Raw genomic sequence first — 14,354 nt, 5'->3', positions numbered from 1 at the left:
CGCAGACAGGAACGACGATGCTATTTGTTCGCCCCGGCAAACTCACGGATCTCGATGCGCTCGCGCAGATGGCGCGCACCGCGCAGCCGGTCCTGCACTCGCTGCCGCACGACCGCGCGGCGCTCGAAGCGCGCGTGGCGCTCTCCGAGGATTCGTTTCGCGCGGACGTCGACTTCGCCGGCGAGGAGTTCTACCTCTTCGTGCTCGAGGATTCGTCGACCGGCAAGCTGCTCGGCACGGCGAGCATCGTGGCCGCGGCCGGCTACTCGGAACCGTTCTACGCGTTCCGCAACGACGCGCTGATCCACGCGTCGCGCGAGCTGCACGTGAACCGCAAGATCCACGCGCTCACGATGTCGCACGAGCTGACCGGCAAGAGCCGGCTCGCGGGCTTCTACGTCGATCCGTCGCTGCGCGGCGACGCGGCCGCGCACCTGATCTCGCGCGCCCGGATGATGTACATCGCCGCGAACCGCCGCCGCTTCACGCCGGAAGTGTTCACGCTGCTGCTCGGCGTGAGCGACGGCAACGGCGCGTCGCCGTTCTGGGAAGCGGTGGGCCGCAAATTCTTCGGCCGCGACTTCACCGACGTCGACATCGCATCGGGCGGTCGCAGCCGCACGTTCATCGCGGAAGTGATGCCGGCCTATCCGCTCTACGTGCCGCTGTTGCCGGAAGCCGCGCAACGCGTGCTCGGCGAGCCGAACGAAACGGCCCTGCTCGCGTACGACATCCATCTCGAGGAAGGCTTCGAGCCCGACCGCTTCGTCGACATCTTCGACGCGGGCCCGGTGCTGACCGCGCAGGTCGATCGCACCGCGTGCGTGAAGCAGGCGTCGGAGCGCGTCGTGCGCGAGGCCGCGCATCAGCAGGGCGACGTCGCGTACATGGTGTCGACGGGCAGCGGCGAATCGTTCCGCTGCGTGCTGGCCGACCTGCCGGGCGACACGGCCGACGCGCGGAGCACCGAGGCGCCGCTCGCCGGCGACGTGCGCGCGGCGCTCGACGTGAAGGAAGGCGATGTCGTGCGCTGCGTGCCGCTGCATCGCCGCGACGATGAAGATTTGAAGGGAGACGCAGCATGATCGTCGTTCGGGTCGTACAAACGGGCGACGTCGACGCGCTCGTGTCGCTCGCGCAGGAAACCGGGCCGGGCCTGACCACGTTCAAGCCCGACCGCGATGCGCTCGCGGCGCGCATCGAACGCTCGCGCCGCACGCTCGAAGGCCACGCGGCGCCCGGCGAGGCCGGCTACTTCTTCGTGATGGAAGATTCGAAGACGCGCGACATCGCAGGCGTGTGCGGAATCGAGACGCAGGTCGGCCTCGAGCAGCCGTTCTACAACTATCGCGTGAGCACGGTCGTGCACGCGAGCCAGGAGCTCGGCGTGTGGACGCGGATGTCCGCGCTGAACATCTCGCACGACCTGACGGGATACGCGGAAGTGTGCTCGCTGTTCCTGAGCCCGCGCTATCGCACGGGCGGCGTCGGCGGACTGCTGTCGCGCTCGCGCTTCATGTTCATCGCGCAGTTCCGCGACCGCTTTCCGGAACGCATCTGCGCGGAACTGCGCGGCCACTTCGACGAGGACGGCACGTCGCCGTTCTGGCGCGCGGTCGGTTCGCACTTCTACCAGATCGATTTCAACGCGGCCGATTACCTGAGCTCGCACGGCCGCAAGTCGTTCCTCGCGGAACTGATGCCGCGCTACCCGGTGTACGTCGACCTGCTGCCGCAGGACGCGCAGGACGCGGTCGGCCTCACGCATCGCGACACGCTGCCGGCCCGCAAGATGCTCGAAGCGGAAGGGCTGCGCTACCAGAATCACGTCGACATCTTCGACGCGGGCCCGGTGCTCGAATGCCACGTCAACGACCTGCGCACGGTGCGCGAGAGCGTCGTCGTGCCGGTCGCGATCGGCGTGCCCGACGCGGGGGACGACGCGCCGAAGTCGCTCGTGTCGAACACGTCGCTCGGCGATTTCCGCGTCGGCGTCGCGCCGGGCGTGGTCGCGAACGGCGCATTCGTGCTGTCGGCCGACGATGCCGCCGCGCTCGACGTGAAGGCCGGCGATCCGGTCCGCGTGCTGCCGCTCAAAGTCAAACAGGGATAAACGAATCATGACGGAACTCTTCATCGACGGCGCCTGGGTCGCAGGCTCGGGCCCCGTCTTCGCGTCGCGCAACCCGGGCACCGATGAAATCGCATGGCAGGGCGGCAGCGCATCGGCGGCGGACGTCGACCGTGCGGTCGCGAGCGCACGCCGCGCATTCGCCGGCTGGTCGGCGCTCGACTTCGAAGCGCGCTGCGAGATCGTCAAACGCTTCGCCGCGTTGCTCACCGAACGCAAGGAAGCGATCGCGACCGCGATCGGCCGCGAGACGGGCAAGCCGCTGTGGGAAGCGCGCACCGAAGTCGCGGCGATGGCCGCGAAGGTCGGCATCTCGATCCAGGCGTACCAGGAACGCACCGGCGAGAAGCGCCAGGACATGGCCGATGGCGTCGCGGTGCTGCGTCACCGCCCGCACGGCGTCGTTGCGGTGTTCGGCCCGTACAACTTCCCCGGCCACTTGCCGAACGGTCATATCGTGCCGGCGCTGATCGCCGGCAACACCGTGGTGTTCAAGCCGTCGGAGCTCGCCCCGGGCGTCGCGCGCGCGACGGTCGACGTGTGGCGCGAAGCCGGGCTGCCGGCCGGCGTGCTGAACCTCGTGCAGGGCGAGAAGGACACCGGCATCGCGCTCGCGAATCACCGGCAGATCGACGGGCTGTTCTTCACCGGCAGCTCGGATACCGGCACGCTGCTGCACAAGCAGTTCGGCGGCCGTCCGGAAATCGTGCTCGCGCTCGAGATGGGCGGCAACAACCCGCTCGTGATCGGCGAGGTCGAGGACCTCGACGCGGCCGTGCACCACACGATCCAGTCGGCGTTCCTGTCGGCCGGCCAGCGCTGCACGTGCGCACGCCGCATCTTCGTGCCGCAGGGCGCGTTCGGCGATCGCTTCCTCGCACGCTTTGCCGACGTCACGTCGAAAATCACCGCCGATGTGTTCGATGCCGATCCGCAGCCGTTCATGGGCGCGGTGATCTCGGCACGCGCAGCCGCGAAGCTGGTCGATGCGCAGGCGCGCCTGGTCGAGCAGGGCGCGAAGCCGATCATCGCGATGACGCAGCGCGATCCGCGCCTGGGTTTCGTGAACGCGTCGATCATCGACGTGACGGGTGTCGCGAACCTGCCCGACGAAGAGCACTTCGGCCCGCTCGCGCAGATCGTCCGCTACGCGACGTTCGACGAAGCGATCGAGCGCGCGAACGACACGGCGTTCGGCCTGTCCGCAGGCTTGCTGGCCGATGACGCCAACGCATGGGAACACTTCCGCCGCACGATCCGCGCCGGGATCGTCAACTGGAACCGCCCGACCAACGGCGCATCGTCGGCCGCGCCGTTCGGCGGCACGGGCCGCTCGGGCAACCATCGGCCGAGCGCGTACTACGCGGCCGACTATTGCGCGTACCCGATGGCGTCGGTGGAAAGCACGCAACTGACCTTGCCCGCGAGCCTGTCGCCGGGCCTGCATTTCTGATCGAGGGAACGACGATGAACGCACAAGAAGCCAATTTCGACGGGCTCGTCGGCCCGACCCACAACTACGCCGGACTGTCGTTCGGCAACGTGGCGTCGCTGAACAACGAGAAGTCGGCCGCGAACCCGAAGGCCGCCGCCAAGCAGGGGCTGCGCAAGATGAAGCAGCTTGCGGATCTCGGCTTCGCGCAAGGCGTGCTGCCGCCGCAGGAGCGGCCGTCGCTGCGCCTGTTGCGCGAGCTCGGCTTCTCCGGCAAGGACGCGGACGTGATCGCGAAGGCGGCGAAGCAGGCGCCCGAACTGCTCGCCGCGGCGAGCTCGGCGTCGGCGATGTGGACCGCGAACGCGGCCACCGTCAGCCCGTCGGCCGACACGAGCGACGGCCGCGTGCACTTCACGCCGGCGAACCTGTGCAGCAAGCTGCATCGCGCGATCGAGCACGAAGCGACGCGCCGCACGCTGTCGACGCTGTTCGCGGACCCCACGCACTTCGCGGTGCACGAAGCATTGACGGGCACGCCGGCGCTCGGCGACGAAGGCGCGGCGAACCACACGCGCTTCTGCGCCGAATACGGCAAGCCGGGCGTCGAATTCTTCGTGTACGGCCGCGCCGAATACCGCCGCGGCCCCGAGCCGAAGCGGTTCCCGGCACGGCAGACCTTCGAGGCGAGCCGCGCGGTCGCGCATCGCCACGGGCTCGCCGAGGAAGCGACGGTCTACGCGCAACAGGATCCGGACGTGATCGACGCGGGCGTGTTCCACAACGACGTGATCTCGGTCGGCAACCGCGACACGCTGTTCACGCACGAACGCGCGTTCGTCAACAAGCAGGCGATCTACGACACGCTGACCGCCGCGCTCGACGCACGCGGTGCGCGCCTGAACGTGATCGAGGTGCCCGACGCAGCGGTGAGCGTGAACGACGCGGTCACGTCGTATCTGTTCAACAGCCAGCTGCTGTCGCGCGCGGACGGCTCGCAGGTGCTCGTCGTACCGCAGGAATGCCGCGAGAACGAGCGGGTCGCCGCCTATCTCGACCAGCTTGCGGCCGGCAATGGTCCGATTCACGACGTGCTCGTGTTCGACCTGCGCGAAAGCATGAAGAACGGCGGCGGCCCCGCGTGCCTGCGCCTGCGCGTCGTGCTGACCGAAGCCGAGCGCGCGGCCGTCACGTCGAACGTGTGGATCAACGACACGCTGTTCGCGTCGCTCGACGCGTGGATCGACAAGCACTATCGCGATCGCCTCGCCCCGGAAGATCTCGCCGATCCGGCGCTGCTCGACGAATCGCGCACGGCGCTCGACGCGCTCACGCAGATCCTGCGCGTCGGGTCGCTGTATGACTTCCAGCGCTGAGCACCGCATGTCGGCGAACGCGTTGCTCGACGACTTCCTCGCGTTCACGTTGGCCGGTGGCGCGCCGGCCGAACGGGACGGCGCGTGCGCGGGCGGCGCGGTGCGCTGGCGCTGGCTCGGCGACGGGCTGCTCGCGTTCGAACCGGCAGCCGCCGACGCGGCGGCGCGCGCGAGCGTTCTCGTGTCGGCCGGCGTGCACGGCGACGAGACCGCGCCGATCGAGCTGCTGTCGCTGCTCGTGCGCGATCTCGCGGCGGGCGCGCTGCCGCTCGCGTGCCGGCTGCTGGTCGTGCTCGGCAACGTGCCGGCGATGCGTGCGGGCGAACGCTATCTCGACGACGACCTGAACCGCCTGTTCAGCGGCCGTCACGCGCAGGTGAGCGCGAGCCGCGAAGCGCCGCGCGCCGCGCAGCTCGAGGCGGCGGCCGCCGCATTCTTCGCGGCCGCGCCGGCAGGCAGCGCGCGCTGGCACATCGACATGCACACGGCGATTCGCGCATCGGTCTTCGAGCAATTCGCGCTGCTGCCGCATACGGGCACGCCGCCGACGCGCGCGATGGTCGAATGGCTCGGCGACGCACGCATCGCGGCCGTGCTGCTGCATACCGCGAAGGGCAACACGTATTCGCATTTCACGGCCGAGCAGTGCGGCGCGCTCGCGTGCACGCTCGAACTCGGCAAGGTGCGGCCGTTCGGCCAGAACGACTTGACGCGCTTCGCGCCGGCCGACCGCGCGGTGCGCAAGCTCGTGTCGGGTGAGCGGCGTGACGTCGACGCCTCATTGCCGCGGGTGTTCACGGTGATCGATCAGATCACCAAGCAGAGCGATGCGCTGGAGCTGTTCGTCGCGGCCGACGTCGCGAACTTCACCGCGTTCGCGCGCGGCACGGTGCTCGCGCAGGACGGCGACTACCGCTATACGGTGAAGCACGACGAGGAACGCATCGTATTTCCGAACCCGACCGTGAAGCCGGGTTTGCGCGCGGGCCTGCTTGTCGTCGATACGACGCGCGACACGCTGGCGGCGCTCGTCTGATCGACGTGCAATCGTGCGGGCCGCGCATCGTCCGGCAGTCGATTCATTTTTTGCGATGACGCCCGCCCGCCGCGCGGACGGCGCATGCGTCGCGCTTGCATATTTGCGACACCGTCTTGCAAGTTCGACGGGTCGCGCGGCGGCCGCCGTGCGCGCAGCGCACCATCGCGCATCGACGGCCGCTTTGCCGTGTCGAGCCGCGCGGATTGGTACAATCGCGGCCTTGCGGCTGTTGCGCCGCATCAAGGCGCGGCGTCGGCATTGTCGGTGTCATCCGGCCCTGCAATGATGCATGCGCCCGTCGTTCCGGAACATTCGAGTATCGAGGAGAACACCTGATGAAGTTGGATTGGCGTAAAGTGGCCGCGCACGCGGTGGTAGCGGCATCGGCGGTGGCGGCAGGCAGCGCGTTTGCCGCGGATCTGAAGGAGATCCGGTTCGGCGTCGAGGCCTCGTACGCACCGTTCGAATACAAGACGCCCGACGGCAAGCTGACCGGCTTCGACATCGACATCGGCAACGCGGTGTGCGCGAAGCTGAAGACGAAGTGCGTGTGGGTCGAGAACGACTTCGACGGCCTGATCCCGGCGCTGCAGGCGCGCAAGTTCGACGCGATCAACTCGGACATGACGATCACCGACCAGCGCAAGCACGCGATCGCGTTCACCGATCCGATCTACACGATTCCGAACCAGCTGATCGCGAAGCAGGGCAGCGGCCTGCTGCCGACCCCGCAATCGCTGAAGGGCAAGCGCGTCGGCGTGCTGCAGGGCACGATCCAGGAAGCGTACGCGAAGAAGAAGTGGGCGCCGGCCGGCGTTGATGTCGTGCCGTACCAGACGCAGGATCTGGCGTATGCCGACCTGAAGTCGGGCCGTCTCGACGCGACGTTCCAGGATTCGGAAGCGGGCTCGAAGGGCTTCCTGACGAAGCCGCAAGGCCAGGGCTTCGCGTTCGCGGGCGGCACGGTCAGCGACGCCGAGATCCTCGGCTCGGGCGTCGGCTTCGGTCTGCGCAAGAACGACGCGGCGCTGAAGACCGCGCTCGATCAGGCGCTGAAGGACCTGAAGGCCGACGGCACGATCGACAACCTCGCGAAGAAGTACTTCAGCGTGCCTGTCACGCTCAAGTAAGCGCCTCGCTCGATCGCACGATGGAAAAAACCGGCCGCTGATGCGGTCGGTTTGCTTTTGGGAAGCGAAAACGACGGGAGGCGGGCCCGCCGTCAGCCGGGCTGCGCGGCGAAGAACCGTCCCAGCTCGCGCGCGAGTTCGTTGAGCACGGCCATCTCCTGCTGCGAGATCTTGCGCGCGGGTTGCGCGCCGGCCCAGTCGCCGTACAGCAGCGCGACGCTCGTCGCGCCGACGCGCACGGGCAGCAGCACGAACGCGCGCGCGTCGTCGAACGCGTCGAGATACCACGCGGGCAGGCGCTTCGTCATCTTCGGGTCCTGCGCCTGCTCGATGAAGATGCCGACCGAGTTCGAGATCGCGAGATGAAACACGTCCGGCTCGAAGCGTTCGTCGAAATGCAGCCGGTCGAGCGCCGTATCGACGCCGGGGCCGAAGCCCAGGCGCGCGGCGAAGGTGCCGTCGTCGTGCCGTACGAACATCACGGTGCGCGTGAACGCGAGGCCGGCCAGCAGGCTTTCCGACGCGAGCGCGAGCACCGGCGTCAGCACGTGCTCGGACGGCAGCGCGCGCAAGTCCGCGAGGCCGGCTTCGAGGCAGGCCTCGGGCGCGGCCTGCGCGCGCGCGATCGCATCGGCGTTCGCGCGCAGCTCGACGATCTCGCGCATCATGGTGTCGCTCGCTTCCTCGCGCGCGAGCCGATCGGCGATCTCGACGAGCGCGTCGGCCTCCATGTCGAGTTCGGCGCCGTAGTGCTGCGCGAGCGCCGCGATGCGCGCGTCGCGCTGCGGGCTCGCGGGCATGACGAGCGCGCCGGCGACGTCGGTCGAGCAGCGGCTCACCGCGCGCAGCCAGCGGATGCGATCGGCCGAGCCGTCGTCGCCAGCCGGGCCCGCGTGGCGGGCGTCACCGTCTTCGTTGTCGAACGCATCGGCTCGGGTGGCGCGATCGTCGTCGGCGATCCCGCCGCGGATCACGTCGGGCAGCCGCCAGCGCGCGGCCGCTTCGACGCCGATCTCGTCGAAGCCGACGCCGAGCACGTCGACGCAGGCGGCCGCTTCGTCGCCGTTCAGCTCGGCCGCGCGGCGGCGGATGCGGTCCCATTCGCTGTCGAGATAGCAGACCACCAGCAGCTTGCCGACCTGGCGCATCAGCGTGCAGACGACGGCTTCCTCGCCGCCGCGCAGTTCGGCGTGCTCGGTGAGCTTGCGCGCGACGCAGCCGGACAGCAGCGCACGGTTCAGCTCAAGCTTCGCGTCGATGCGCCGCGGCGTGCTCTGATGGAAGTGGTCGACGAGCTTCAACCCGACCACGAGATGGCCGACGGCGTCCATGCCGAGCACCATCAGCGCACGGGTCACGGTGGTGATGTTGCCGCCGAACGCCATGTACATCGCGGAGTTCGCGAGCCGCAGCACTTTCTGCGTGAGCGCGAAGTCCGACAGCACGACGCGCACGAGCGCGGTGAAGTCGAGGTCGTCGTTCTTCATCGCGGCCATCGTCGCGCGCAGCGATTCCGACAGCAGCGGGAAATCGCCCCGTTCGTTCATCCGGGCCCACAGCTTGTCGAGCAGCGCGGTGCGGGGCAGGTATTCGGTGGTTGACATACGGATCTTTCGGTTCGCCGCGCGCGTCAGGCGGCGGCGTGCAGGTGCAGCTGCTGCGCCTCGAAGCGCCGCGCGAGCTCCTCGGACGGCAGCGCCTGGCAGACGAGCCAGCCCTGGATGTGATTGCAGCCCATCTCCGTCAGCAGCTCGCGCTGCGCCTCGGTCTCGACGCCTTCGGCGACGAGCTCGAGATCCAGTGTTTGCGCGAGGCCGACCACCGCCGACACGATCGCGCGGTCGTTGCGCGACGTCAGCAGGTTCTCGACGAAACTGCGGTCGATCTTCAGCTTCGCGAGCGGGAAGCGCTGCAGATAGGCCAGGCTCGAATAGCCGGTGCCGAAATCGTCGATCGCGAAGCGGATGCCGAGACCGGTCAGCTCCTCGAGCAGCATTTTCGCGTGCGCGGGATCGTGCATCAGCAGGCTTTCGGTGATTTCGAGCACGATGCGGCGCGGGTCGATGCCGGTCAGCGCGATCGCCTCGCGCACGCTCTGCGTGAAGCGCGGGTCGCGGAACTGCTGCGGCGACACGTTGACCGCCACGTATTGCAGCGCGAGCCCCTGGCCGTCCCACGCGACGAGCTGCATGCACGCGGCCTTGAGCACCCAGTTGCCGAGGTAGTTGATCAGGCCGATCGATTCGGCGAGCGGGATGAAGGTGGCCGGCGGCACGAGGCCGTGCACCGGATGGCGCCAGCGGATCAGCGCCTCGACGCCGACCACCGCGCCCGACTGGCTGCGCGTGATCGGCTGGAAATGCAGCGAAAACTCGCCGTTGCGCACGCCGTCGTACAGGTCGGCTTCGAGCTTGAGCCGTTCGGCGTCGGCCGGATCGTCGACGGGCGCATGGAACGCGAGCGCGTTGCCGCCCGATGCCTTCGCCTGGGAGAGCGCGTGGTCGGCGCGGCGCAGCAGCGGGCTGTGATGCTGCGCGCGATGCGGCGCGGCACGTTCGTCCGGATAGAGCGCGATGCCGATGCTCGCGGACAGGTGCACGGTCTGCCCCTGGAACACGTAGGGCTCGCGCACCGCGGCCTGCAGCCGGCGCGCGAGCGAATCGGCGGCATGGCTCGCCTGCGTGCGGTCCGGTGCGCCCAGCACGACCGCGAACTTGTCGCTCGCGACCCGCGCGAGCTGCTCGTCCGGCGTGACGAGCGCCTTCAGCCGCTGCGCGGTCTCGCGCAGCAGCATGTCGCCCGCGTCGTAGCCGAGCGCGCGGTTGATCCGCTGGTAGTCGTCGAGGTCGAGCAGCAGCAGCGCCGCGCAGGTGCCGTCCTCGTCGGCGGTCTGCTGCGCGCGCATCAGCGCCGGCACGAGCGCCGACAGGTTGTCGAGCCCCGTCATCGGGTCGTGGTGCATTTCGTAGGTCAGGCGCGCCTCGAGCGCGCGCCACGACGACACGTCGAACGCCGCGATCGCGAAGCCGTCGACGCCGTGGTGGCGGCTCTTGAACGCGCGGACCTCGACGTCCAGCGGATAGGTGAGCGACTTGACGATGCACATCGTCGCCTTCTCGACCTGGCCCGAGCGCGCGGCGCGAGCGAGCAGGCCTTCGAGCGCCGCGGTATCCTGTTCGGCGATCAGGTCGCGCAGCGTCAGCGTATGCAGGTAGTCGCGGTGGTAGCCGATGAAGCGCAGGCTCGCGTCGGACACGTACAGAAAGCGCAGCTCGCGATCGACGTGGGCAAGGAAATCCACCGTGCCGACCGTCTGTTCCAGCCAGTTGCGCACGGAGTCGTCGCGTCGCGGCGCGACCGCGCGCGCGGGCATCAGCGCGCCGCCCGACCGAGCGAAGCGGCGCAGCGTATGCAAGGCGCTGCGCCAGGAGCCCTTGCGTGACGTCTGTTTCCTGTTGGCTTCCATGTTTCTCGCTGACGTGAAGGGCTGGAACCGGTTGTCCGGAAGGAATAACGGCAGACTGTCAGAAATCTTTAACGGGCCGGCCCCAGGCGGCGCTGCCGCCGGCCGGATTTTCCACGCGGATGTTCGGCAGGCGAACGCCCGCGTGGCCTATATCGAGGCTGACTTTATAAGAAATGAGGACGCAGATGAAGCGAAAACTGTTGCTGGGCGCCATGGCGGCGCTGGTGGCCGGCCATGCGCTCGTGGCGCAGGCGGAACTGAAGCCGGGCGCGGCCGCGCCTAATTTCACGACGCAGGCGTCGCTGGGCGGCAAGACCTACACGTACGCGCTCGCGGACGCACTGAAGCAGGGGCCGGTCGTGCTGTATTTCTATCCGGCGGCGTTCACGAAGGGCTGCACGATCGAGGCGCATGCGTTCGCGGACGCGGTCGACCGTTACAAGGCTTACGGCGCGACGGTGATCGGCGTGTCGGCCGACAACATCGACACGCTGACGAAGTTCTCGGTCAGCGAGTGCCGCAGCAAGTTCCCGGTGGCGGCCGACCCGGATGCGAAGATCATCCGCGAGTACGACGCGAAGCTGCCGGCGCTCGACCGGGCGAACCGCGTGTCCTACGTGATTTCGCCGGAAGGGAAGATTCTCTACGAATACACGAGCCTGTCGCCCGACAAGCACGTCGAGAACACGCTCGCCGCCGTGAAGGCGTGGGCCGACGCGCATCCGAAGCAGTAAAACGGCTGGCCTGCGCGTGAAAAACGGCCCGTCGTGCGGGCCGCGGGCACGGGAACGCGCCGCCGGAAAGGCGGCGCACAGCGGGCCGTTACGCGCGCAGCGCCTGTTCGATCGGCACGCTGCCGCCGACGAAGCCGACGACCTTGCGCGAGATGCCGAGCTTGATCGCCTCGATCGCGGCCCATGCCACATCCTGGCGCGACACGGGCGGCGCGGGCTCGAGCCACGTGTCGGTCAGCGCGATCTTGCCGACGCCCGGATCGTCCGTCAGCGGGCCCGGGCGCAGGATCACGTAGTCGACGCCCGACGCGATCACGCGATCGTCGCCTTCGCGCTTCATCTGCGAATAGTGGTGCAGCGCGTCGGGCCCGTGCTCGGGCCGGTAGGCGGACAGCGAGCTGACCACCACGAGCTTCTGCGCGTTGAACGCGAGCGCGTAGTCGGCCGCGCGGGCGACCGCATCGCGGTCGACCTGCTCCTCTTCGGTCGCGCCGTCCGATTCGGCCGAGCCGGCCGCGTAGATGACGTGCGTGATGCCCTGGAAAGCGTGCGAGAAATCGTTCGTCAGATCGGCCTCGACGACCCGTGCGCCCGCCAGCGCATAGCCGTGCCGGCGCACGAGCGCCGTGACCTCGAACTCCGGCTGCTTGAGCAGCAGATCCGCGCAGGCCTGGCCCGTCCGGCCGGTCGCGCCAATCAGCAGTACCTTCGTCGTCATGAAACCGCTCCTTGCTCGATGCGTCATCCGTGCAGATAGGGACGGACGACCGATAACTCAAGTGTAATGTCGAATCGGCCCGACGGTGCGCATGTAATAAGGGGCGTACCGGCTTCGGGCGTACCGGCTTCGGCGTACCGGCGTTCATTCGTTCACACGGATGCGGGAATGACGCGCCGACCGGCTATCATGTGCGCGATGCATTTTTCGCCGCTACGCGTGCATCACGCGTCGGCCCACCGGTTGGAGTACAACATGGCATTACCCCTGGACAACGTCAGCATGGCCGTGTTCTGCGACTTCGAGAACGTCGCGCTCGGCGTGCGCGATGCGAAGTACGAGAAATTCGACATCAAGCCCGTGCTGGAGCGCCTGCTGCTGAAAGGCAGCATCGTCGTGAAGAAGGCCTATTGCGACTGGGATCGCTACAAGGGCTTCAAGGCGTCGATGCACGAAGCGAGCTTCGAGCTGATCGAGATTCCGCACGTGCGCCAGTCGGGCAAGAATTCGGCCGACATCCGGCTCGTCGTCGACGCGCTCGATCTCTGCTACACGAAGTCGCACGTCGATACGTTCGTGATCATCAGCGGCGACTCGGATTTTTCGCCGCTCGTGTCGAAGCTGCGCGAGAACGCGAAGAAGGTGATCGGCGTCGGCGTGAAGAAATCGACGTCGGATCTGCTGGTCGCGAACTGCGACGAATTCATCTTCTACGACGATCTGGTGCGCGAGCAGCAGCGTGCGCTCGCGAAGCGCGAACAGCAGCAGCGCGCGGGCAACGGCGGCGCGAAGCGACCGGACGAGCCGTCGCGCAAGCACGACATGGATGCGCGCAAGGCCGAGGCGATCGCGCTGGCGGTCGAGACGTTCGACGCGCTCGCGTCGGAGCGCGACGACGTCGGCAAGATCTGGGCGTCGGTGCTCAAGAGCGCGATCAAGCGTCGCAAGCCGGACTTCAACGAGTCGTACTACGGGTTCCGCGCGTTCGGCAACCTGCTCGACGAGGCGCAGGCGCGCGGCCTGCTCGAAGTGGGGCGCGACGACAAGTCGGGCGCGTTCGTGTCGCGGGCCCGCCAGTCGGCCGCGGCCGAGCACGTCGCGGCGGGCGGTGACGGTGGCGCGGCGCACCACGGCGCGCATCACGGCGCGCGCGCGGCGGAGCCGGCACCGGCCGGCCGCGACGCGCACCGTCGCGGGCAGCGCGCGGAAGCGGTCGTTCACGAAAGCGTGCAGTTCGACGCGGAAGACGCGGAGTTTGCCGAGGTCGCTGATGCGGCGCCGGCCGATACGGCCGACACGCCCGATGTGACCGACGCGCACGGCGACGCGAAGGATGGCCGCAAGCGCGCGCGCAAGAGCGCGGCCAAGAAGACCGCCGCGAAGAAGGGCGCGGCCGCGAAGGGCGCCGGTCGCCCCGCGGCCGGCAAGCCGGACGCCGCCGCGCAGGGCGATACGACACACGGTGGCGAAGCGCACGCACCGGGCCGGCATGCGGACGAACCGCACCGCGACGCGGCGCATGACGAGCGGCACGCGGCGGCGCCGGCCGAACCGGCGGCTCGCGCGTCCGGCGCTCGGGACGAGGCCGTGCAACCGTCGCACGACGCGGCACTCCCCGACGCGGCTGCCGAAGCCCCGGCCGCCGCCAAGCCGAAGAAACCGGCCCGCAAGGCGGCGCCGCGCGCGCGCCGTCCGCGCAAGACGACGGCTGCCGCCGAGTAACGGCAGCGGGCGACAGTCGGACAATCGGCCGGGTCTCGTCCGCAACCGGGCGACACCCGCGCCGCGCATGCCGGGCCGGCGCCCCGCCGGCCTGCCGCGCTACCCGTTCAGCCCATACGGCTGCGTCATCACTTCGAGGAAGTGGCCGTCCGGATCGTCGAAGTACACGCCGCGTCCGCCGTTGTGGCGGTAGATGTCGCCGGCTTGCCGCTTCGCCGGATCGGCCCAGTGCGGCAATTCGCGTTCGCGAATGCGCGCGAGCACGCGGTCGAAGCCGGCTTCGTCGATCAGGAACGCGTAATGCTGCGACCGGATTTCCCCCGCCTGTTCGTAAAAATCGAGCGACACGCCGTTGTCGAGCGCGACGACCAGCATCGCGCCGAACGGCGTCGGCGGCGGCAATTCCAGCAGTTCGGTGACGAAGCGGCTCGACGCATGCTTGTCGCGGCACCAGACGATCGTGTGATTGAGCTGGACGTTCATGGCGGGTTCCCGGGAAGGAGCGGCGGTGGACATGGACACACGATAGCCGATCGCGGCCGGCAAACAAGCCCGGCAACCGAGCCCGCCAATCAAGCGCAAAAGACGGCTGCCCGAAGGGCAGCC

General features: G+C 68.8%; 12 protein-coding genes. 8 read left to right on the top strand and 4 right to left on the bottom strand.

Features of this window, described 5'->3' with window-relative positions:
- The first annotated feature begins 17 nt into the window (after positions 1-17).
- From aruF to HWX55_RS09055, 6 genes are all read left to right on the top strand, one after another.
- Entirely contained in the window at positions 18-1,085 is a 1,068-nt protein-coding gene (gene aruF, locus HWX55_RS09080; protein WP_175975384.1) for an arginine/ornithine succinyltransferase subunit alpha, read from the top strand.
- Positions 1,082-2,113, top strand: a complete 1,032-nt coding sequence (gene astA, locus HWX55_RS09075) for an arginine N-succinyltransferase (RefSeq protein ID WP_175975383.1) — start codon at positions 1,082-1,084, stop codon at positions 2,111-2,113. Before aruF ends, astA begins: the two co-directional genes overlap by 4 nt.
- A 7-nt stretch (positions 2,114-2,120) precedes the next feature.
- Positions 2,121-3,584, top strand: coding sequence for a succinylglutamate-semialdehyde dehydrogenase (astD, locus tag HWX55_RS09070; RefSeq protein WP_175975382.1), 1,464 nt, complete (start codon positions 2,121-2,123; stop codon positions 3,582-3,584).
- Positions 3,585-3,598: 14 nt separating this feature from the next.
- Positions 3,599-4,939, top strand: coding sequence for an N-succinylarginine dihydrolase (astB, locus tag HWX55_RS09065; RefSeq protein WP_175975381.1), 1,341 nt, complete (start codon positions 3,599-3,601; stop codon positions 4,937-4,939).
- Positions 4,940-4,946: 7 nt separating this feature from the next.
- A complete protein-coding gene (gene astE, locus HWX55_RS09060; RefSeq protein WP_175975451.1) occupies positions 4,947-5,975 on the top strand; it encodes a succinylglutamate desuccinylase in 1,029 nt (342 codons plus the stop codon).
- A 338-nt stretch (positions 5,976-6,313) separates the two neighbouring features.
- On the top strand, positions 6,314-7,108 hold the full coding sequence (locus tag HWX55_RS09055; RefSeq protein ID WP_050011412.1) for an ABC transporter substrate-binding protein: 795 nt from the start codon (positions 6,314-6,316) through the stop codon (positions 7,106-7,108).
- Positions 7,109-7,200: 92 nt separating this feature from the next.
- On the opposite strand, the gene HWX55_RS09050 is transcribed toward HWX55_RS09055, so the two are convergent.
- Together HWX55_RS09050 and cdpA are read right to left on the bottom strand one after the other, a co-directional pair.
- The gene (locus HWX55_RS09050) at positions 7,201-8,712 is read right to left on the bottom strand and encodes an HDOD domain-containing protein (protein WP_175975380.1); all 1,512 of its coding nucleotides are present in this window, start codon (positions 8,710-8,712) and stop codon (positions 7,201-7,203) included.
- A 26-nt stretch (positions 8,713-8,738) separates the two neighbouring features.
- Positions 8,739-10,481 carry a cyclic di-GMP phosphodiesterase CdpA gene (cdpA, locus tag HWX55_RS09045; protein ID WP_200891613.1) on the bottom strand — a complete coding sequence of 581 codons (1,743 nt, stop codon included), beginning with the start codon at positions 10,479-10,481 and terminating at the stop codon, positions 8,739-8,741.
- A 278-nt stretch (positions 10,482-10,759) separates the two neighbouring features.
- On the opposite strand from cdpA, the gene HWX55_RS09040 reads away from it, so the two are divergent.
- Positions 10,760-11,308, top strand: a complete 549-nt coding sequence (locus HWX55_RS09040) for a peroxiredoxin (protein WP_050011409.1) — start codon at positions 10,760-10,762, stop codon at positions 11,306-11,308.
- Positions 11,309-11,396: 88 nt separating this feature from the next.
- Here HWX55_RS09040 and HWX55_RS09035 read toward each other — a convergent pair whose 3' ends face one another.
- Positions 11,397-12,026 carry an SDR family oxidoreductase gene (locus HWX55_RS09035; protein WP_175975379.1) on the bottom strand — a complete coding sequence of 210 codons (630 nt, stop codon included), beginning with the start codon at positions 12,024-12,026 and terminating at the stop codon, positions 11,397-11,399.
- Positions 12,027-12,281: 255 nt separating this feature from the next.
- On the opposite strand from HWX55_RS09035, the gene HWX55_RS09030 reads away from it, so the two are divergent.
- Positions 12,282-13,748: an NYN domain-containing protein gene (locus HWX55_RS09030; protein WP_175975378.1), complete on the top strand. Its 1,467-nt coding sequence runs from the start codon at positions 12,282-12,284 to the stop codon at positions 13,746-13,748.
- A 99-nt stretch (positions 13,749-13,847) separates the two neighbouring features.
- On the opposite strand, the gene HWX55_RS09025 is transcribed toward HWX55_RS09030, so the two are convergent.
- Positions 13,848-14,231 carry a VOC family protein gene (locus HWX55_RS09025; RefSeq protein ID WP_175975377.1) on the bottom strand — a complete coding sequence of 128 codons (384 nt, stop codon included), beginning with the start codon at positions 14,229-14,231 and terminating at the stop codon, positions 13,848-13,850.
- Positions 14,232-14,354: the final 123 nt, after the last annotated feature.

Source organism: Burkholderia sp. BCC1047 (assembly GCF_902833155.1).
In the GTDB taxonomy this organism is placed as follows: domain Bacteria; phylum Pseudomonadota; class Gammaproteobacteria; order Burkholderiales; family Burkholderiaceae; genus Burkholderia; species Burkholderia sola.
The sequence above is the reverse complement of the archived record's forward strand: the minus strand, read 5'-3'. Positions and strand labels throughout refer to the sequence as shown.